Annotated in this window: 21 protein-coding genes; 14 read left to right on the top strand and 7 right to left on the bottom strand. The window is 60.1% G+C overall.

Annotation, left to right across the window (positions count from 1 at the left end):
* Positions 1-35 precede the first annotated feature (35 nt).
* Positions 36-956: an AraC family transcriptional regulator gene (locus tag A6U86_RS30315; protein WP_244510136.1), complete on the top strand. Its 921-nt coding sequence runs from the start codon at positions 36-38 to the stop codon at positions 954-956.
* 130 nt (positions 957-1,086) lie between these two features.
* On the top strand, positions 1,087-2,013 hold the full coding sequence (locus A6U86_RS30310) for a cation diffusion facilitator family transporter (RefSeq protein WP_068399443.1): 927 nt from the start codon (positions 1,087-1,089) through the stop codon (positions 2,011-2,013).
* A gap of 68 nt (positions 2,014-2,081) precedes the next feature.
* Here A6U86_RS30310 and phnF read toward each other — a convergent pair whose 3' ends face one another.
* Positions 2,082-2,840 carry a phosphonate metabolism transcriptional regulator PhnF gene (gene phnF, locus A6U86_RS30305; protein WP_077467683.1) on the bottom strand — a complete coding sequence of 253 codons (759 nt, stop codon included), beginning with the start codon at positions 2,838-2,840 and terminating at the stop codon, positions 2,082-2,084.
* Between the two features lie 223 nt (positions 2,841-3,063).
* Here phnF and A6U86_RS30300 point away from each other — a divergent pair, with 223 nt between their 5' ends.
* From A6U86_RS30300 to A6U86_RS30255, 11 genes are all read left to right on the top strand, one after another.
* The gene (locus A6U86_RS30300; RefSeq protein WP_068399437.1) at positions 3,064-4,311 is read left to right on the top strand and encodes an extracellular solute-binding protein; all 1,248 of its coding nucleotides are present in this window, start codon (positions 3,064-3,066) and stop codon (positions 4,309-4,311) included.
* Between the two features lie 10 nt (positions 4,312-4,321).
* Positions 4,322-5,206, top strand: a complete 885-nt coding sequence (locus tag A6U86_RS35980) for a carbohydrate ABC transporter permease (protein WP_083197036.1) — start codon at positions 4,322-4,324, stop codon at positions 5,204-5,206.
* Positions 5,203-6,042 carry a carbohydrate ABC transporter permease gene (locus tag A6U86_RS30295; RefSeq protein WP_244510135.1) on the top strand — a complete coding sequence of 280 codons (840 nt, stop codon included), beginning with the start codon at positions 5,203-5,205 and terminating at the stop codon, positions 6,040-6,042. The genes A6U86_RS35980 and A6U86_RS30295 overlap by 4 nt, the downstream gene beginning before the upstream one ends.
* A 7-nt stretch (positions 6,043-6,049) precedes the next feature.
* Positions 6,050-6,850 carry a PfkB family carbohydrate kinase gene (locus tag A6U86_RS30290; RefSeq protein ID WP_068399687.1) on the top strand — a complete coding sequence of 267 codons (801 nt, stop codon included), beginning with the start codon at positions 6,050-6,052 and terminating at the stop codon, positions 6,848-6,850.
* Between the two features lie 144 nt (positions 6,851-6,994).
* On the top strand, positions 6,995-7,453 hold the full coding sequence (locus A6U86_RS30285; protein ID WP_068399432.1) for a phosphonate C-P lyase system protein PhnG: 459 nt from the start codon (positions 6,995-6,997) through the stop codon (positions 7,451-7,453).
* Between the two features lie 2 nt (positions 7,454-7,455).
* A complete protein-coding gene (gene phnH, locus A6U86_RS30280; RefSeq protein ID WP_068399429.1) occupies positions 7,456-8,001 on the top strand; it encodes a phosphonate C-P lyase system protein PhnH in 546 nt (181 codons plus the stop codon).
* Positions 8,001-9,092 (top strand): carbon-phosphorus lyase complex subunit PhnI, encoded by a 1,092-nt coding sequence (locus A6U86_RS30275; protein WP_068399426.1) that lies wholly within the window; start codon positions 8,001-8,003, stop codon positions 9,090-9,092. The genes phnH and A6U86_RS30275 overlap by 1 nt, the downstream gene beginning before the upstream one ends.
* Positions 9,089-10,000 carry an alpha-D-ribose 1-methylphosphonate 5-phosphate C-P-lyase PhnJ gene (locus A6U86_RS30270; RefSeq protein WP_068399423.1) on the top strand — a complete coding sequence of 304 codons (912 nt, stop codon included), beginning with the start codon at positions 9,089-9,091 and terminating at the stop codon, positions 9,998-10,000. Before A6U86_RS30275 ends, A6U86_RS30270 begins: the two co-directional genes overlap by 4 nt.
* The gene (locus tag A6U86_RS30265) at positions 10,000-10,827 is read left to right on the top strand and encodes an ATP-binding cassette domain-containing protein (protein WP_068399421.1); all 828 of its coding nucleotides are present in this window, start codon (positions 10,000-10,002) and stop codon (positions 10,825-10,827) included. The genes A6U86_RS30270 and A6U86_RS30265 overlap by 1 nt, the downstream gene beginning before the upstream one ends.
* A 10-nt stretch (positions 10,828-10,837) precedes the next feature.
* Positions 10,838-11,584, top strand: coding sequence for a phosphonate C-P lyase system protein PhnL (locus tag A6U86_RS30260; RefSeq protein ID WP_068399418.1), 747 nt, complete (start codon positions 10,838-10,840; stop codon positions 11,582-11,584).
* A complete protein-coding gene (locus tag A6U86_RS30255) occupies positions 11,571-12,725 on the top strand; it encodes an alpha-D-ribose 1-methylphosphonate 5-triphosphate diphosphatase (protein ID WP_068399416.1) in 1,155 nt (384 codons plus the stop codon). The genes A6U86_RS30260 and A6U86_RS30255 overlap by 14 nt, the downstream gene beginning before the upstream one ends.
* Positions 12,726-12,816: 91 nt before the next feature.
* Here A6U86_RS30255 and A6U86_RS30250 read toward each other — a convergent pair whose 3' ends face one another.
* Both A6U86_RS30250 and A6U86_RS30245 read right to left on the bottom strand, forming a co-directional pair.
* A complete protein-coding gene (locus A6U86_RS30250; protein WP_068399413.1) occupies positions 12,817-13,626 on the bottom strand; it encodes an SDR family oxidoreductase in 810 nt (269 codons plus the stop codon).
* 7 nt (positions 13,627-13,633) lie between these two features.
* Positions 13,634-14,827 carry a phytanoyl-CoA dioxygenase family protein gene (locus A6U86_RS30245; RefSeq protein ID WP_068399410.1) on the bottom strand — a complete coding sequence of 398 codons (1,194 nt, stop codon included), beginning with the start codon at positions 14,825-14,827 and terminating at the stop codon, positions 13,634-13,636.
* A gap of 107 nt (positions 14,828-14,934) precedes the next feature.
* Here A6U86_RS30245 and A6U86_RS30240 point away from each other — a divergent pair, with 107 nt between their 5' ends.
* Entirely contained in the window at positions 14,935-15,954 is a 1,020-nt protein-coding gene (locus A6U86_RS30240) for a LacI family DNA-binding transcriptional regulator (RefSeq protein WP_068399407.1), read from the top strand.
* A 25-nt stretch (positions 15,955-15,979) separates the two neighbouring features.
* On the opposite strand, the gene A6U86_RS30235 is transcribed toward A6U86_RS30240, so the two are convergent.
* The 4 genes from A6U86_RS30235 to A6U86_RS30220 all read right to left on the bottom strand — a co-directional run bounded on the left by A6U86_RS30235 (position 15,980) and on the right by A6U86_RS30220 (position 20,113).
* Positions 15,980-16,981 (bottom strand): hypothetical protein, encoded by a 1,002-nt coding sequence (locus tag A6U86_RS30235; RefSeq protein WP_068399403.1) that lies wholly within the window; start codon positions 16,979-16,981, stop codon positions 15,980-15,982.
* Positions 16,982-17,102: 121 nt separating this feature from the next.
* Positions 17,103-17,906, bottom strand: coding sequence for a phosphonoacetaldehyde hydrolase (gene phnX, locus A6U86_RS30230; protein ID WP_068399401.1), 804 nt, complete (start codon positions 17,904-17,906; stop codon positions 17,103-17,105).
* On the bottom strand, positions 17,903-19,057 hold the full coding sequence (locus tag A6U86_RS30225) for a TIGR03364 family FAD-dependent oxidoreductase (protein ID WP_068399686.1): 1,155 nt from the start codon (positions 19,055-19,057) through the stop codon (positions 17,903-17,905). Before A6U86_RS30225 ends, phnX begins: the two co-directional genes overlap by 4 nt.
* Before the next feature lie 153 nt (positions 19,058-19,210).
* On the bottom strand, positions 19,211-20,113 hold the full coding sequence (locus A6U86_RS30220) for a LysR family transcriptional regulator (protein WP_068399398.1): 903 nt from the start codon (positions 20,111-20,113) through the stop codon (positions 19,211-19,213).
* Between the last annotated feature and the right edge of the window lie 15 nt (positions 20,114-20,128).

The raw sequence follows: 20,128 nt of genomic DNA, 5'->3' as shown, positions 1-20,128 counted from the left end.
TACAACAGAAAGACATAGATGCGAACCGCGCCCATATGGATAAAACTCTCATCCTCGGATATGGTCGGGCCACCATGGTCGACGAAGCAACAGCGGCGGAAATCCGCGCCCTCGATGAGGTCTTCTTTCAAACGCCGGGCCGGCTCTCGCGGGCCCTACCCTATTCGCTCCTGGCCGCCGGACGGCGGATCTGCAGCCCCACAGAAGCGCCAATCGCCCAGCGCTTCAACCAGCATACCCTGATCCTCACCCTCAGCGGCAAAGGCGTGCTTGACGTCAACGGACAATCAAACCTGCTGCAACAGGGAACAATCGCCTGGCTCGACTCCTCGATGCTCTACTCGCATGGCTGTGAGCCGCACCATTCTCACTGGTCGTATCTCTGGCTCGGCTTCGTCGGTCACGGGCTCGACACCCTGTTCGATAATCTGGGCGTGGGTGGAAATCCTGTCTTCGCTACGGCGGCTCAACATGATCTGCAGCCGCTTTTCGAAGACATTCTCAAGGAGGTGGAGACAAGCGGCTTCCTGGCCGACAGCCGGTGTTTTGCCCTGCTCGCACAGCTGATATCGACGCTGGTGTCCGAGCGCGCCGACTGCGGCGATCTCAGCGGCGCGGTACAGAGGTTGCAGCGCGTCCTGGAAACCGTACGGGCCGATCTTTCACATTCCTGGAGCGTGACGGAACTTGCAGCGGCCGCCAATCTCAGCCAGGCACAATTGTTTCGCCGGTTTCGTCAGAGGATGGGGACGACACCTCTCGACTGGCTTCGCCACGAGCGCGTCAACGCCGCCAAACGACTACTCGTCGTGACGGAAGAGCAGATCGGGCAGATCGCCGCCAGATGCGGCTATCCCGACCCCTTCCATTTTGCGCGGGACTTCAAAAAACTGGCCGGCGTCACGCCAAGCGAGTTCAGGCGGCAGGGGCGGAGCGCGTCCTTTGGGAGCCCATGAAAATCGCGACACTTGTCGATGGGCTCCAATCAATTGGCCCGTTTTAGGACGCCGCGAAAAGCTGTCGTATAACCGTATACAGAAGGACCGATCGAAGCATGTGTGAGATATCCCTCAGGAGGATCGAAGAGTGAGCAACGAACAAGGCGTCCTGCGCGTCTCCATCATCGTAACGTTCGTTCTTGCGGCCGCGGGCATTATCTTCGGCGTCCTGTCCGGCTCCTACGCCATCGTCTTCGACGGTGTCTACGCTTTGACGGATGCGATCATGACCATCGTCGCGCTGATCGTCTCCAACCTGATCATCTCGTCGGCAACAGACACGGAAGGCAGCCGCAGGTTCGCCAAGCATTTCACCATGGGTTTCTGGCATCTGGAACCCATGGTCCTCGGCCTTAACGGCATCCTGCTGACGGGTGCGGCGATCTATGCATTGATCAATGCGGTCGCCAGCATCATGGCCGGCGGTCGGCATCTCTCCTTCGACCAGGCCATCATTTATGCCGTGCTGACAATGATCATTGCCTTCGCCATGGCGATCTACGCCCAGAGGATGAACAGGACGCTCAGATCGAGCTTCATCGCCCTGGACGCCAAGGCCTGGGTGATGACCGGCGGCCTCAGCACCGCACTGCTCATCGCCTTTATCTTCGGCTTCTTCATTCAGGGAACGAGCCTGCAATGGATGTCGCCCTATGTCGACCCTGTGGCGCTTGCCCTTGTGTGCATCATCGTTATCCCCATACCGGCCGGCACGATCAGGCAGGCATTTGCCGACATCATGCTCATGACACCGGCTGATCTCAGGGAGCATGTCGACCGTGTCGCGACTGACGTCGTCCAGCGCTACAATTTCGAATCCTACCGCTCCTATGTCGCCCGCGTCGGGCGCGGCAAGCAGATCGAGCTTTACTTCATCGTGCCCAAGGATGGACCGGCAAGAAAACTGGAGGAATGGGATCGTATCCGCGATGAAATCGGTGAGGCGATCGGCGATGAAAGCCCGGACCGCTGGCTGACCATTGCCTTCACGACCGATCCGGAATGGGCCATCTAGCCTATAGGGAACGCCCGTTTGCGCCGATCAGCCTGTCGCGCCACATTCGCTCTTCCGCCGAAGTCCGTTTAACCGGCATCGCCGCGCGTCAGCACGTCCAGAAGCTGGCTGGTATTGTCGATCGAGAACTGCACACGCTCACCCGGCCAAACCGACTCTGAATAGGAAATCGGTGTGCCCTTGAGATCGACGTCGACTTTTCTAAGCGCCACTACCGGCTGGGACATGGATTGCGATAGCTGCTTTGCCTCTTCGCTTGTCGGCAACCGGACGATGATGTCGGTGCGCAGGCGGATATAGTCGGGTATGCCGTACTCGGCCAGAATGACGGTGACGCTCCGCCCACCGCGCCGCGCTTCGTCAAAGCCGGGAAAGCGGCGCACGGGATAATAGGCATGCGAGTAATTTATCGGCTCGTCGTCGGCGAAGCCGCGGCGGACGATATGATAGACCGGCTCTCCGTGCGGAAGCCGCAAAGCTTCGGCGATGAACTCGGGAGCGGGAACCACTTCTTCGTGGATCGCCTGCCCCAGCGGCTCTCGGCCCTGATCCAGCAGGTTCTGGGAGAAACGCGTGCGTTCGGACAAACGGTAGTCGAGGCGGCTATCCCTGACGAAGGTTCCGCGTCCCTGCTCGACCAGAACAAGCCCGCGGCTTTCCAGACGAGAAATAGCGCGCCGTATCGTATGGCGCCCAACGCCGAAACGGTCCATCAGGTCGGTTTCCGTCGGCAGTTGCGCTTTCGGCGACAGACGGCCGGTCAGAATATCCTCGGCAATATCGCTCTCGACCTGCTGCCATTGTCCGTGCAGCGACTTCTTCTCCATGCCCATCCATCCGAATCCAGCCATGTCATTCGAATGTCATATATCGGCTTCAGCATTGTATTTCAATCTCTGTTCAATGATGAACGTCCCACAGATCGTTGATGAACCGAATTTTACCCGTGATCTTCTGCCATTAGGCCAATGCCTCTTCATATGGATGTCATTTGCCACCATTAGATAAATATCCGGATGATATATTATTCATTCGGATAATGAGGGTATAATGGTAGAGCTTAATCGTCGGCAATTTATTGCAGGTACAACAGCAGTCATCGGCGCAAACATCGCGCTGACCGGAACAGCTCGATCGGCCGATGCGGCCATTGAAATCTCGAGCACCTGGGGCTCCGACAAGCCGTTCCAGAAGGTTGTCGACGCATTCAACGCCAAGAATCTCGGCGTCACTGTTACGAACCGCTTCGACGGTGACTATGAAGCGGTGACCGCAAAGGCCGTCGCCAGCATCGCCGCCGGCCGTCCGCCGGCCATGATGATCACCGGCTGGAAATTCGGTTATTTCGCCAAGCGCACGCTTGGCGCCCGCGATCTGCGTGAGATCAATGCCACCAAGGCAGAGGCGATCCTTGCCAATTTCCGTTCTTCCGTGCTGCCGCTCGTCACCATTGATGGCGCGGTCATCGGCCTTCCCTGGGCGATGTCGACGCCGATCACCTATATCAACAGCGAGATTTGGAAGGCGGCCGGCCTCGATCCGAACCTGCCGGAAACACCGGATACGACGTGGCTTTACGAGAGTGCCCGCAAGCTCGATGCCGCGTTGAAGGGCAAGCATCCGACCTATCGTTCGCCGATCTCGCTCTCCAACAATGAATGGACGAGCCAGTCCTTCATCCAGAATGCGGGCGGCTTTATTATCGATCCGGCCGGCAAGCTGGCCTTGAACAGCCCCGAAGCCATCGCCGGCATGACGGAATATTGCGCACCGGCGCATGAGGGTCTTTGGCTCCCAGTCAGCGACAAGGAACAAACGGCAGCATTCCAATCCGGTGCCCTTGCCATCTGCACGACCAGCTCGACCTCGGCCGTCACTTTCCCCTTCGGCGCTGCAAAGGCGATCACGACCAAGTTCCCGAGCCTTCCGGACCATCCACGCAAGATGAACAGCGGCGGCAATTTCATCGCCGTTTACACCCGTAACAAGGAACAGGCGGAAGCCTCGCTCGCCTTCCTTGAATTCTGCGCTTCGAAGGAAGGCCAGACGCTCTGGTCGCAGACCGGCTACCTCAACACGTCGACGCATGACATTCCCCTGATCAACGACTTCATGAAGCCGGCCGCCGGCCAGCTGACGGACGGCTTGACCGCAGAGACGATCTGGCCGGGCAAGCGCGGTCTCGAAGGTCAAGCCGTGTGGCGCAAGTGGGTCTCGCGCATGCTGCTCAAGGAGACGACGGTCGCCGACGGCATCAAGGGCGCCCATGACGAGCTGACAGGCCTGATTTCGGCATAGGCACAGTATTATGCCATTTCGTCTTAGATCGCTGGCCCCCTATCTGTTTGTGGGGCCAGCCGTTCTCGCCGTTGCAATATTCCTCTACGGCCCGCTCATCGCTTCGATGGCGCTGTCTGTGATCGACTGGAATCTGCTGTCGTCCGACATCCGTTTTGTCGGCTTCGACAATTATGCGTCCGTTTTCGAGAATGCCGATTTTCGCGCCGCAGCCTGGAATACGTTGCTCTATTGCATCGTCCTCATCCCGGCCGAGATCATCGTGCCATTGATCTTTGCGGTCATGCTTCATTCGGTGCGCAAGAACCCGATGCAGGCCTTTTATCGCGGCAGCCTGTTTCTGCCGACGATCGTCGCCTATTCCGTCGCGGGCGTCGCCTGGTCGTGGTTGTTCAACCCCATCAACGGCCTGTTCAACGAAATCCTCGGCTATTTCGGTTTCCCACCATCGCGTTGGCATACCGATCCGAGCCTGGCGCTCTTGTGCGTGAGCCTCGTGACATTCTGGAAGACCTTCGGCCTCAACATGCTCCTCTGGCTGGCGGCACTGGCAAACCTGCCGCATCAGCTGCGCGAGGCATCGCAGCTCGATGGTGCGGGGTCGCTGCGGCATTTCTTCAACATCAGTCTGCCATTGATGACGCCAACAGCCTTCTTCATCAGCGTCACGACCTTCTTCCACGTCCTTGACGACATTGTCGGCATTATCGACGTCCTGACCCATGGCGGGCCTGCGGGCGCCAGTTCGAGCCTGCTTTATTTCCTGTGGCAGCAAGGATTGCTATTCTTCCAGTTCGGACCCGCAAGTGCCGTTGCCGTCATCATTATCGTGCTCGTGCTTGCCGTGACATGGCTGCAGTTCCGCGTCAGCGAAAAGCGGGTCCACTACAGATGAACAATTTTGGCTCGAAGCTGCACCGGCTGCTGCTTCATATCGCGCTGCTGGCGATCTGCATTGTCACCGTTTTTCCGCTGGTCTGGATGGTTTCCGCCGCCTTCACGCCAAACGAGATCATCATGTCGAAGTCGGTGCGGCTCTGGCCGGAAGATCCGACCCTGTCGAATTTCACCGCCGCCGCCAGCCGTCATCCCATCTGGATGTGGCTGTGGAACTCGTTGCTGACGGCAACGCTCATCACTGTCGGAAAGCTCATTCTCGCCGTCCCTGCGGGTTTTGCCTTTGGGCGACTGGAATTTCGGGGGCGGCAGACACTCTTCTGGTTCGTCATAGCCACCATGTCCTTTCCGAGCGTGCTGGCGATCATCCCGACCTATATCGCCGTCGTTAAACTGCAGGCCTTCAACACCTATGGGGCGATGATCATTCCGTCGATCCCCTATATCGGCTTCTACGTCTTCTACATGCGGCAGGCGTTCCGGTCGCTGCCGGCCTCGATGTTCGAGGCAGCGCGGATGGATGGCAGCGGCCTGGGGCGGCAATTTATCGAGATCGGCCTGCCGAATGTCATCCCGGCGATCGCGGCGCTTTCGGTCATCTCCTTCATGGGCGCCTGGAACATCTATCTCTGGGGTCAGCTCGTGCTGGACGACGCCTTCAAGAAGACGCTGACGACCGGTATCGCGTCCTTTGCCGATCTTGAAGGTGCCGATCGGGCATGGGGACCATTGATGGCCACGAGTTTGCTGTCGATCGTGCCCGTTCTTCTGATATTCCTGCTGGCACAGCGCTTCATCGTCGATGCGCTGGCCCCCGGCATTGACGACAGATAGGCAGAGCATGCCCCGTGTAATTGTTATCGGATCGGTCAATCACGACCGCATATGGCAGCTGGACGCACCACTGGTGCCGGGCCGGCGGATACAGTTCTCATCCCGGACAACCCGGCTCGGCGGCGGCGCCTTCTATACGGGTCGGCAGCTTCTGGAACTGGGAGCCGACGTCGCCATCCTTTCGCGGCTGATGCAGGACGAACAGGGTGAAGCAGCCCTGAAATCTCTCGTCGCCGATGGCTTCGACAGCCAATACATCACGATGGCGCCGGGCGAGACCATGCCGCTGGAAATCTTCCTCGAACCGAATGGAGAGAGGACCATCCTCGCACCCACGAGGCAATTGGCGCCGTTAACGGCCAGTGAGAAACTCTCGAGCGCGGGCGTCTACATCAATGCGCTCAGTCTCGACGAGAGCCTTGTCGGTCAGATCGGTGCCCAGCCGCTCGTCATTTCGCAATTTCCGCTGCGGCCTGCAACGCCGCGTCCCGCCGACTATGTGATCTCCTCCCGTGACGATGTCGCGGATGATCTCCACGTCGCTTGGCTGCGCGCCGGTCAAATCGCCGGTCCGCGCCTGAAGATGCTTGTGCTGACCGATGGGCCTCGCCCGATCAGCCTGTTCGATGGATCGACGACCGTGGAAGTGGAGCCGGCGGCAAAGGTCGATACCGCAAATACGATCGGCGCAGGGGATCGGTTTGCCGGCGCCTTGCTGTTCGCCTTGCTGGAAGGGCTGGAGCCAGCCGCCGCAGCGCGCGAAGCAAGCCGCGTGACTGCAAAATGGTTGCGCCGGCGCGAAGGCTGAGCATCCCCGTCATTCGGGATCAGAAATATCGCCCTTGCGCAGCGAAACGACATGGACAATTCATTCGGATGATTATAGAAATTATTCGAATGTTTCTGACGTGAGGCGTCCAGCCCAAACGAACCACTGCCAAGGAAGAAGACCATGACCGAGGAGAAGACCGGTAGTCCGGTCGGTAAATCCTATCCCCATGCGCAGGCATTGGAAATTCTTGCAGCAGGCCGCCCGGAGGCCATAAAGGCGACTGCCGAACAAGTGCTCGACACGCTCGGCGAGGTCGCCGTTCTCGTCAACCGCACCGGCCTTGCCATGCTTCCACTGACCGATACGGTCCGTGGTACGGCCTTTCATCTGGGCGAGGTCCTGGTGTCCGAGGCGCATATCCGCGTGCCGGAGCGATCTGTCGAAGGTTATGGCGCTGTCATCGGCCGGAATCTTGAACATGCCATGGCGATGGCGATCATCGATGCGGCGATCACCGCCGGGCATCGGGCCGACATCATCCTTGAACTTCTGGATGCCGAACGGCGCCATCAGGAAGCAGAGGATCGGTTGCTGCTGCAAAAAGTCGAAGCGACCCGCGTGCAGATGGAGACCTTCTGACCATGGCACACAATCTTCTGCCGACCCTGGACGACACCCGTACCAACGCCACTTTCGAGGCACTCCTGTGGGCCCTGAGCCGGCCCGGCCAGGTGCGCGAGATGCCGGGAGAAGGCTTCTGGCCCCTCGCAGAGAGCCTGCTCGATCGCGAATGCAGCTTCCATGCTGCAGATGACCCATCCTTGGAAACAATGCTGGCCACAACTGGCGCCCGGCGGGCACCACTTGCCGAGGCGGACTATGTCTTTACGGCAATCGACTCCGCCGAAAAGGTCGAAGTACTATCGTCATTGCGCATCGGCACCCTCGCCTATCCGGATGATGCCGCAACGCTGTTTGCGACTGCACGGTTCGGCACCGGGCAGCGGCTGCGCCTTACCGGCCCCGGCATCAAGGACAGCATTACGATCGAGATCGGCGGCATCGACCCCGGCTTCTGGCAGATGCGCCGCAAGGCGATCCGTTATCCCCTCGGCTGGGATCTCTATCTCGTCGACGGCGAGCGCCTGCTCGGCATTCCCCGCTCAACCACAATCGAGGTGCTCTGATGGCCTATGTAGCAACCCGTGGCGGCGAATATGCCATCGACCAGGCCGAGCGGCTGTTTCGCAGCGATCTCGGCGCGATTACCCGCGAGCGCGTCGAGGCGGTCAAGACTGGCCTTCCCTATCTCATCGACCGCGTCATGGGCGAGGCGTCGCTTTATGAGCCTGACCTCGCTGCCCTGGCTTTGGCGCAGGCGGGCGGCGATCTCTACGAGGCGATCCTGCTGCTACGCGCCTACCGGACGACGCAGCCGAGGATCGCCGTTGCAGAGCCGGTCGGCCAGACGGATCTTTTCACCGTTCGCCGCATCTCAGCAGCCTTCAAGGATATTCCGGGCGGCCAGATCCTCGGGCCGACGCTCGATTATTCGCATCGCCTGCTGCAGGTCGATGTGCTGAAGGGCGAGGACTATGTGCCCGAGCCGGTGATCCCGGCAGCAGAACCGGCCCCCGCGAGCCAACCCTCCCTGACCAGTTGGCAGAAGGCGCAAGGCCTTATTCCGGAGCATCCGGTCGAAACGGTCGCACCGGATGATATCCCGGATCTGACGCGCGAACCGCTGCTCTTTCCCGCGACGCGGGCGCACAAGCTGCAAAGCCTGGCGCGTGCCGACACCGGCGGAACCCTCGCACTCGGATATTCCACAATGCGCGGCTACAGCTCCGTCCATCCGACGGTCAATGAATTGCGCCTGGCCGAAGCACCGGTCCGGCTGCGCCACCCCTGCGGCACGGTCTTCAGCGCCGGCCGCGTTCGCGTCAGCCAGACCGAAGTCATCTCCAAGTCGAAAGAGCTGGAACTGGGCTTCTCGGCCACCTTCGGCTGGAACGAGGTGAAGGTGATTGCGGCGGCGACACTCGATCTCGCCTCCAGCCAGCCCAATCCGCATCCGGCCGCCAATGAAGAATTCGTTCTCTATCATACCGAGCCGGTCGAAAGCTCCGGCTTCTGCATCCACTTCAAGCTTCCGCACTACGTCACGTTCCAGTCCAGCCTGGACGCGCTGCGCCGCGTCAAGACAGACAAGAACACGGCCGCAAAACTTGCGGACACCGACAAGCTTCCCTCACAACAAGAGGAGGTCGCGCTATGAAACTTCAGGACCTGACAAAACCCTGGATGGCCTTCAACTATGGCTTCCTCGATGAATCCGCCAAGCGCGAGATGCGTCGCCGCATTCTGAAGGCGATTGCCGTGCCGGGCTATCAGGTGCCCTATGCCAGCCGCGAAGTGCCGATCGCCCGCGGCTGGGGAACGGGTGGCCTGCAGGTGACGCTGACGCTGCTCAAGCCAACCTCGGTCGTCAAAGTGATCGACCAGGGTTCGGATGATTCCGTCAATGCCAGCAGCATCCGCAAATTCGTCGCCCGCGTCGGCGGCGCCGTCGAGACTGAGGACACGATGGCTGCAACCATCATCCAGTCGCGCCACCGAATTCCGGAGGAAAAGCTGCACGAGGATCAGATCCTGGTGCTGCAGGTTCCGAACCCGGAGCCGTTGCGCCCCGTTCAGCCTGATATGTCGGTGGCGCGCGAGATGCATGGCGATGCCGATTACGGCCAGCTCTGGCTTATCCTCTACGAACAACTCGTCAAATCCGGCCGCATCATGCAGGGATCAAGCTATCCAAGCATGGTCAACGGTCGACACGTTATGACACCATCGCCGATCCCGCGTTGGGATGTGCCCAAGCTCAACCAGGCCGACCATCTGACGATCCTTTCGGCTGGGCGCGAGAAACGCATCTTTGCCGTGCCGCCCTATACGCGCGTCGAGCCTTTGGTCTTCGACGATGTGCCCTACCGGGTAGAAGATCACCAGGACAAGACCTGTTACCGCAGCAATGTCACCGGCTTCTTCATGAACGAGATTCCCCAGGAGGATGGCTCCTCGCAATACGAATTGTCCGACAGTCATTTCGGCGTCAAGCATATCCGCAAGACTGAGGCCGAAACGGTCGAGATCGGCGAGACCTGGTACAACAATGGAAGGATGGGCTGATGGCCAACCTTGACCTCGCAAGACCAGCGGAGCCGACCCGCCAGCCGCCGAGACTGATGCTAGCGGATCCCATTCTGACGATGCGCGATATCGCGCGGAACTATGGCGACGTGCGGGCGCTTGCCGGCGTCGACGTCACCGTCTATCCGGGCGAAGTGCTTGGCATCGTCGGCGAATCCGGTTCCGGCAAGTCGACGCTCCTCAGGATGATGAACCTTGAGGATACGCCCGATACCGGCACTTATAATCTGGCGCTCCCGGGACATGAGGGCCGCAATCTCTTCACGCTCGATCGCTTTGAGCGGCGGATGCTGAGGGCGCATCATATCGGCATCGTCTATCAGAACCCGCATCTCGGCTTGCTGATGAACCACACCAGCAGCGGCAATGTCGCCGAACGCCTGCTGATTGCCGGCAATCGCAATTTCGCCGAGCTGCGCGAAAGGGCACGCCAATCCCTCGACGCGTCGGAATTTCCGATCGAGCGCATGGACGCACGGCCGAACGAGCTTTCCGGCGGCATGCAGCAGCGCGTGCAGCTCGCCAAGGCGATCGCGCTTGAACCTGCCGTCCTGCTGCTCGACGAGCCGACAACCGGTCTCGACGTCAGCGTCCAGGCTCTGGTTCTCGACACGCTGAAGCGCCTGCAGCGCGACCGTTCCATCACCATGGTTCTAGTATCGCATGATCTCGGCGTCATCCGCACCATGGCGGACCGGGTTCTGGTCATGCGGCGCGGCATGGTGATCGAACAGGGCCTCGCCGACCAGATCTTCCAGGACCCACAGCACGCCTATACGCAGCAACTCGTGCACGCGAAGCTTTGAGGGAAAGACGATGAACATTCAGGTTTCCGCCCGACAAGTTCCAGCTCCGGTGTTGCGCGTCGAAGGCCTCTCGAAGCAATTCGAAATGCATCATTTGAAGCGCACGCTGTTTGCCTTCGAGAATATCGACTTCGAGCTCGGCGAAGGCGAATTCATTCTGCTCAAAGGGGAGAATGGCGCGGGCAAATCGACATTGCTGCGTACGCTCTATCGTTCCTACCTGCCGCGCGGCGGCCATGTCTATTATCATACGAAGGAAGGGATCATCGATCTCGCGACTGCCGCGGATGTCGATATCGCCGTGCTGCGCCGGCGTGAAATCGGCTTCGTCACCCAGTTCCTGAATGCGCGTCCGCGTGTCGCGGCGGAGGAGCTTGTTGCCGAGCCGCTGAGGCTCGCCGGCAACTCACATGCTGAATCCCTCGCCGAAGCGCGGCGCTGGCTCGACGCTTTCGGTGTGAAGAAGCAGCTCTGGTCTGCCTATCCCTCGACATTCTCAGGCGGCGAGCAGCAGAAGGTCAATCTGGCCCGTGCGCTGATCCTGCCGCAGCGTCTCCTGCTGCTCGACGAGCCGACGGCCTCGCTCGATCACGCCGCCCGGCGGGCACTGGTCGAAAGACTGGCACAGCTCAAGGCGTCAGGCGTTGCAATGATCGGTGTCTTTCATCATCCAGAGGATGTAAGGGCATTGATCGACCAGGAACTTCATCTGGAAGCCATCAAGATCGAGGACGAGCAAGACGATGTGGCTGAGTAATTTTGAGATTGTATTGCAGGACCGCGTGATCGAGCGCGGCGCCGTCAGGATCGAAGAGGGGCTGATCGCAGAGATCAGCGAACGGCCGGTCGAGGGCGCAGATGTAGACGGCCACGGCCGGTTTCTACTGCCCGGCTTCGTCGACATGCATGGCGATATGATCGAGAAATGCGTGGAGCCGCGGGTCAACGTCCGAATGCCGCTGGAACTCGGCGTCTACGACCTCGACAAGATGCTTGCCGCCAACGGCGTAACGACCGCCTATGCGGCTGTTGCCTTCACGCCGGCAACCTACGGCCATGTCCGCTCGGCGGAAAATACCCGAGCAATGATCGAAAAACTCGCATCGATGCGAGACGAACTCTTGATCGACCATCGCGTCCACGGCCGCTTCGAGGTGACCTTCCTGCCCGCCCTGAAAGAGGCAAAGACGCTGATCGACGCGGGCGCGATCCACCTGATTTCGCTCATGGACCACACGCCGGGCCAGGGCCAATATCGCGATATCGAATTGCATATCGCCAATACGGCAAAGGCAAAGAAGATCAGCGAAGCCCAGGCTGCAGAGCTTGTGAAACAGCGCATGGCGGCCCGCACCGAACACGGCGACAGCACGGACATCATCAACGGACTGGCGGACCTGGCGCGCGAGCACGGCGTAGTGCTCGCCTCCCATGATGACGACACCATCGAGAAGGTCGCGCTGCTCCACAGCCTCGGCGCGGCGATCAGCGAGTTTCCGATCAATATCGCGACTGCGACGGAAGCAAGGAAACTCGGATTGGCGACCGCGATGGGCGCTCCGAATGCGCTGAGAGGCCTGTCCTATTCCGGCAATCTCTCCGCCCGTGAAGCCTACGAGGCCGGCGTCCTCGATATCCTTGCCAGCGACTATCATCCATCGGCCATTCTTCCGGCTGTCATCGCTCTTGCGGAAATCGGCACGGGCGGCCTTCCCGCCTCGGCTGCGTTGGCAAGCTCCAATCCGGCAAAGGCACTCGGCCTCAACGACCGCGGCCGGATCGCCGAAGGGCTGCGCGCCGATCTCGTGATCGCCGAGCGCGGCCGCGTGCCGCGCGTGCGTAGCACCATCCGCGGCGGCAAGATGGTTTGGTCCGACGGCTCGATCAAAGGCTTCTAGGCCACTCGAAACGGCTGGTTGGCGCTTCGCGTCGAGACGCAGCACCCCGTCGTCAGCGGGAGGGCGTTGCCCTCCCGCCCAATCATATACCTTACATCGCCTTCTGCGGGTGCGGCGTGCCTTCATAGGCACCCCAGATCGATTGATCCAGATTGATCGTCGCACCGGTCATCAGGCCGGATTCCTCGGAGGACAGATAGGCGACGGCGCGGGCGACCTCGGCCGGATCGACCAACCGACCGAAGGGCTGATTGGCGGCCGCCTTTGCCAACCAGTCATCGGCGGCGCCATGATACTCCCGCTGAATGCGATCCTCGCCATCGCTCGACATCCAGCCGATGTTGAGCGCATTGACCCTGATCCGGTTTCTGAGCAGCGAGAAGGCAGTGTTGCGGGTTAGCGTGTCGAGCGCGCCCTTGGACGAGCAATAGGCGCTGATGAAGGGCTGCCCGGCCATCGACGACATCGAGGAGATATTGACGATCGTGCCCTCGACTCCATTGGCGATCATATTCTTGATCGCGTCCTGCATCAGAAAGAACGGCGCGCGCACATTGATGGCGAAGATCTGGTCGAACAGTTCCGGGCTGGTGTCGAGAATCGTCCCTCGATCAGTGGTCGCGGCAACGTTGACCAGGGCATCGATCCGGCCAAACCGCTCGGCCGCCGCCTCTATGACCTTGCGGCAGTCTTCGACTCGGCCCAGATCGGCCGCAACGAAGATAACCGGGGCGCCATAGCGCTCACCAATCTCCCGTGCCTTGGCCTCGCCCTTTGCGGTGCTGCGGCCGCAGATCGTAATCCCTGCCGCCCCGCGTTCGGCAAAGAGACGCGCGACCTCCGCACCTAGTCCCTGCGTGCCACCGGTCACAACGGCAAATTTTCCATCCAGTCGGTTCATAGAATCCTCACGCCTCCCTGCGTGCCGCATGTGCGGCGATCAGCTCGGCAAAATGCCCGGCATCCATCCCCGCATCAAGGGCTTCGGCCATGATTTGAGCCTGTGTTTTCGGAGCCAGACCTCCGACCGGCGGATCGCTGTCGAGATTGGTGGGGAAGGCATAGCCTTCGGCCGTCGATGCAACAACATTGGTCGCCTCGGCGCGGCTGAACACACCTGCCTGAACGGCGGCGAGCAACGCCGGATAGGCCGTTACCGACATGCGGCTTCTATTGACGCTCTCCATCGCCCGCCCGAAAGCCGATGACACCTGCAGGAGGTTCGCCATGCGATAGATATCCTTGGAGACATTGTTGCCGGCGCCATGCATGACCGCCGGATTGAAGAAGACGGCATCGCCCTTTTCCAGCGGCAGCTGCACGTGATGCTCGGCGAAATAGGCCTGGAACTCCGGGCGGCCGAAGGCGATGTAGCCTTCAAAGAAGGTTTGCGAATAGGGCAGGAAGAGCGTCGGTCCACTCTCGAGCGGCATATCGCAGTGCGCGACCGCTCCCTGCAAAGTCAGCAGCGGCGAAACCGCATGAATATGGCCGGGATAGGACTGCATCTGCCGCGGCGTCATGAAGCCGAGATGATAATCGCGATGCGGCTTCTGCGCCGTGCCGCCGGGGTTCACCCGGTTCATCTGCGCGGTCATCTGGTAGCCGACGCCCAACCAGGCTTCCGATACCATGGCGATGGCAGTCGAGGCGTAGTAGTGAGCGAAATTCTCCGGGTCCGCCAGGCAATGTTTCTCCAGGGAGTTCCAGATGCGGTCGTTGGCGCCGGGCTTGGCGAAATGATCGCCTGCTCCCCTGCCCTTCTCCTTTTCCTCGCGGACGATGGCTTCGAAAACAGCGGTCGCACGGTCGACAACGGCAGTATCAGGCATGGCATTCTTGATGACGATGATGCCCGGCCCTGAGGTGAAGGCTTCAACCCACTCGGCCATCAGCTCCCGCCGCTCGTGTTCGTCTCCCGCGGCGTTGCGAACCTTCTTCCCATCATAGATGAGAATGCTTTTCTCGATCCGATCGGCAAGTGGCCAGTCTGCCGGATCGGCGGTCTTTTCAACCAGAACCTTGAAATGATCGAGATTGCCGCAATCGGCCGAAAGCCAAACTTTTTGGCTGCGCCGGCTGGTCAGTGTCTGAGCGTCCATGATGTTCTCCTCCCGAGATGACGTTCGATTTATGTGTTGAAGGTAACCTCGCCCCGGTCTATGAAAAAGACTGAAAACACCTCAAAAACACCTCAGAAGGATGGCAGGTGAAATCACGCTTCCCACTGAAAGACATTGCCCTACAGGCCGGCTTGAGTCTGGCGACCGTGGACCGGGTGATGCATGAACGTGCCGGCGTTCGCGTGGTAACACGCACCCGCGTTGCTGCAGCAATTTCCGAGCTGGAACGGCAATATGTACAATCGGGCCTCGCCGGGCGGCGCTTCGTCATCGACATCGTGATGGATACGCCGCAACGTTTTTCCACGGCAGTGCGCGAAGCATTCGAGGCGGAATTGCCCGGTATGCGCCCGGCCTCATTCTCTGCGCGGTTTCATGTTGCCGAGACGATGAGCGAGCAGGAGCTGCTGTCCATCCTCAATACCATCCGCCGGCGCGGCAGCCACGGCGTCGTCCTGAAGGCTGCCTCGACGCCGGCCATTGCCGAACTTGCCGCCCAACTGATGGCGGCAAGGATTCCTGTTGTCACCCTGGTCACCGATCTGCCAGCGGATTCCCGCATCGGCTACGTCGGCATGGACAATCGCGTTGCGGGCGCAACCGCCGCCCATCTGCTCGGCCGCATGGCGGGAGAACAACCCGGCAAGGTGCTGGTAACGCTATCGAGCAGGCTCTTTGCCGGCGAGGACGAGCGCGAGCAGGGATTCCGCAATGTTCTCGCGGATCGTTTCCCTCATCTTTCGACCGTGCGGATTTCCGAGGGATTTGGCGTCGACAGAACAACCCAGCTGCTCGTCCGAGACGCCTTGGAACGGGAGCCGGATATTCGCGCGGTTTATTCGATCGGCGGCGGCAATCGCGCCATATTGAAAGCCTTCACCGAAGCCCGGCGCGAATGCGCCGTTTTCGCCGCGCACGATCTCGATCAGGACAATGTCAGGCTGCTCGCGACCGGCGCCATTACCTTCGTCATCCATCACGATCTGCGGCACGACGCCCGCAGTGCCTGTCAGCTGATGCTCGCCTATCACCGGATGCTGCCGCCCGATTTTCAGGTGGCTCCGTCGAGAGTGGCAATCGCAACCCCCTTCGAGCCGACACAGTGACTGCAACGGCCTTGCATGCCACTTCCTAATCCCGGCTGCTCACCAGAAACCACTTATACTGAAGCGGATCCGGCGATCGAACCGCGTGATTGAGCGCCTTTCCCAGAAGATGCAGGCTCTCTATCGCCAGCAGGCCAGCTCCGATGTGATGAGCAAGCTCCTCTCTTGCAACAAATACTTCGACGAAACCCATGGGCAGAGTGCAGATCCACGACCAATGCGGCAGCAGCCGCGAGGGCAGGCTCGCCCCTTTCAAATAGCCATTGGCGTCGTCAATAGCGGTCTTGATATGCCCGAAATCGATCTCTCCAGCCTGAAGTTCATCCGACCATGAGCGGACCTTTCCCCGCCAGGCCTCGATGCGCGGGTTCTCGCGAAGATTGAGAGCCTCGGAAAACGTCGCCGGCGATGGCACCTCGATCTGGTTCTCAAAATAGAGTTTCACGATCGCCAGATCGGCAGGCTCCGTATTGCCCGCCTTTGCCTCGGAACCGATGATATCGGGCAGGACCTGGCTGTAGGTCGGAATGCCTCGCCGGGTGAGTTCCAGGCTGATGGACGCCATGGTGAATTCCAACTCGACCTCGTGCAGCATCCGATCGCCGGCAAACCACCGGACCCTTTCCGGAATTTCTTCCAAATCCGTGGTGATCTCATCAAAGCTCGCGGAGGAGACGGTGATATTCCGTACGGCGAGATTGGAAATGATCAGGTTTTTGAGCGCGCGGAGCTCATCTACCTGATAGCGCCCCATCGGCCGGACGTTGAGATCGGGAGCGACATGGCCAATCCAGTGAAGGTGGCCGTCGATCGGCCGTGGGTCGATATCCAGATCGGGTGGAAGCAAAGGCTCCTCGGCGAGAACGAACATCTCGAGCGCCTGACGCTGGTGAGCGGGGCTGATCCAGCCTTCGTCAAACCCTTCCTTGAAGCGATGTCGAATGAAAGGACTGTCGGCAGCGCCCATGCGCTGATCGAAATAGAGCGCATGAGCAAGATTCCATGCCGGAAAACGATGGAAGAGCATGCGGCATCCTCTTGTGATGACGTTAGCCTAGTTCTTCCCACATCATAGCAAAGGCTTTTCTTCGCCGCGATGCGTTTCGTTGTCGTGCTGTCGAATAATCCCTATTTGAGCCCTTGGCAGATCAAGGCCGCTCGCCTGCGGCAAGCCGACGTTCGACGTCGTCAATGACAGGCATCAGATCGGCGACCGTATCAATGACATAATGAGCCCCGTGCTTTTTCAGCACACCGGACGCATGTTCGCGGACCCTGGCAAGCGCGTCGGGTGCCATGGTCGCGACTTCCTGCGGCGTCAGACCGGCTTCATTGCCGCTCAATGCGAGACCGACCGTCCAGCAGCCGGCGGCAACACCCTCGTCGATACCAACGCCGGTATCATCGACCTTGACGACCGCATTGGCGGGCCAGACGTCGAGATCGAGAAAGCACTTGTACATGTTCATCGGTGTCGGCCGGCCATGCGGAAGGTCGCCGGCACACACGAGATTGTCGACCTCGTAGCCCTGTTCCTTGGCAAGCGGCAGGACGCGCTCCATGATCGAACGGGTATAACCCGTCGTCGAGCCGATCTTGAGGCCGCGCTGGCGCAACGATCCAACGACTTCGGTGGTGCCGGGCACGAGATCTGCAAATTTATGCACGACCTCCTCGTTCATCGGAACGAAGACCTCGTAGACTGCGTCCACGTCTGCCGCCGTCGGCGCCTTGCCATGGCGCGCCGTCCATAGCTCGTGAATGCGCGGCTGCTTCAGCATCGCGTCTATGTGATCCCATTTCGGGCGACCCATCGGCTCTCTCGCTTCCGGGATGGTGACCTCGATGCCGAAACGGCTGAAGGCCTCGACGAATACGCCCATCGGAGCGAAGGACCCGAAATCGATCACGGTTCCTGCCCAATCGAATACAACGGCTTTCAGCTGGCTCATTGCTCTGTCTCCCATGAACCCGATTTTGAACCATAAAGATCATCGATGACCTGCTCGCCCAACGCGAAGCCGGTCGAAGCACCGGTGCCGCCCGTTACCATCGCGAGCCGAATATTATCCGCAGGACGCTCGACCAGAACATTGCGCGTCTTCGAGGAGGCATAGGTGCCGATCCATCGGTTGACCACATGCCGGCCCGGAAGGTCGAAGACACGGTCGAATTCATTGAGAATAAGCTGGTCGAAACGGTCGCTTGCAAAGGGCTGCTGGGCATTGCCATAAACATGGCTGTCGCCGACGACGAGCGAGCCATCCGCAGACTGGACGGCGATCAGATGGATACCGGCGGCGCGGCTCTCGGCTTCCTCCCGATCCAGCCGCATTCCGAGCGCTACCGCCTCCGGCAAATCGGCAAAGCCCTCGTAGCGCGCCAGGCTCATATCCGACATGACAGCGGCGCCAAACCGGCTTGGCTGCCCAGGCGAGACACGCAGCATCTGCAGCGTGCAGATCGTCAATGGATGGCTGCCGATGACATCGGGGAAAAGCGTCGAGAAATCGTCGCCGGGGCAAACGACGACTGCTTCGGCTTCGATGAGGCCATGGCTTGTTTCGATCCGAGTGCCGTCGATCGCCCGAACGGCGGTGTTCCATCGAAAGTCGACGTTGTGTCTGGCTTCGAGCCAGGCGGCGAGTTTCGGCAAAGCCTCGGAAGATTCTACACGCAGCTCGTGCGGGCTGTAGAGGATCGATTTGACTTCGTCGAGGCGCATGCCGGGCACGAGATCCCCCGCCTCGGTTGCCGTCATCAGGCGGCATTTCTCGCCCATCGGCGTTTTGAGAAAGGCTTCCACCACGACCGCAGCCTCGTCGCGCCGGGCCGGCATCACCAGACCGCGATGCAGCACCGAGATACCTGCCTCATCGACGATCTCGGCCCAGATGTCGCGGCTGCGCATGGCCCGCTCCCAATGCGCGCCAGCCTTCTGTCCGGAAATGGTGACGAAGCCGAAATTGCGAATGGAGGCACCAACGGCCTTGGCATTGCGCTCGATGACAACGACTTTCTTGCCCTGTCGCGTCGCAGCCAGCGCCATACCGAGCCCGACGATACCAGCGCCGACTACCGCAAGATCATATCCAACTGCCATCACACTGCCCTTTCCTCAGCCAGCCCAGCTCTCTTCGATTGGCCTTGCAAACGCCACCGAGTCTTTGGTCGGACTTTATAGGGTAAGGCATAGCAAAATCATATGACAGAATTATAAATTCTGTGAAATTATATGAAGTGGCTATATTTTCCATCAATTGAAAGGGAGCTCGCCGTCCATCTCGAGCGCATGCTCCCTCGCGACCTCGAAGAAGGCTGCAATGGCCGCGTGATCGCGGCATTCCGGCAAGGTAACGAGATAGTGGCCGATGGCCAGTTCGGGTTCGACCAGCGGAACGACGTCTATGTGATCGTCGGACCGGACCTCCCCCTCGATGGAAATCGCCAACCCTATGCCGGCGGCAGCGGCAGCATAGGCGACATCGAGTGTTGCCACTTCGAGGACGGGCTTCAGCTTCACGCCCTGCTTGCTGGCAGCGTCTTCGAGCAGCATGCGGGTGCCGGAGGATTTGTTCCACAGCACCATGTCGTGGCCATCGAGATCGGCCAAAGTCAAGCGACCTTTCTCAAGCATGGGATCTCCCTTGCGGCCATAGATCGCCACGCGGGATTCGTGCAGCCGCAGCGATGAAAAGCGGCTGTCGGGCGTGACCTGGGAAATCGTCGCGACATCAAGCTCGCCGCGCAGCACAGCGTCGGCCAGTTCCAGAGACGGACCGCCCCGCGTCGTCAAACGCAGAGACGGAAATTGCCGAACGAAGGCCGTCAAGACCGGCATGATGAGCCGGTGCGCGCTGAAGCCGATAGAGATCGTGCCGCTGTTCAGCGATGTGGTGTCGGTGATCGCCCTGTCGACCTCATTGAGGCATTTCAGCGTCACCCTGATCTTGGCGATCAGACTGACTGCGGATGGTGCGACGCTGATGTTATGTCCATCACGAATAAAAACGCGGGTGCGGCACAATTCCTCGAATGACTGGACCTGTGTGGAAACCGACGGCTGGCTGATCCCCAGATCTTCAGCCGCACGCGAGAATTTTCCCGTGCGTGCCAATGCTTCGACGGCCTTCATTTGCGCAAGCGTAACAGACGGCATTCGCGATGGTCCCAC

The organism is Rhizobium sp. AC27/96, assembly GCF_001692325.1.
Classification (GTDB): Bacteria; Pseudomonadota; Alphaproteobacteria; order Rhizobiales; family Rhizobiaceae; genus Rhizobium.
This window is presented reverse-complemented; position numbering and strand designations above follow the sequence as displayed.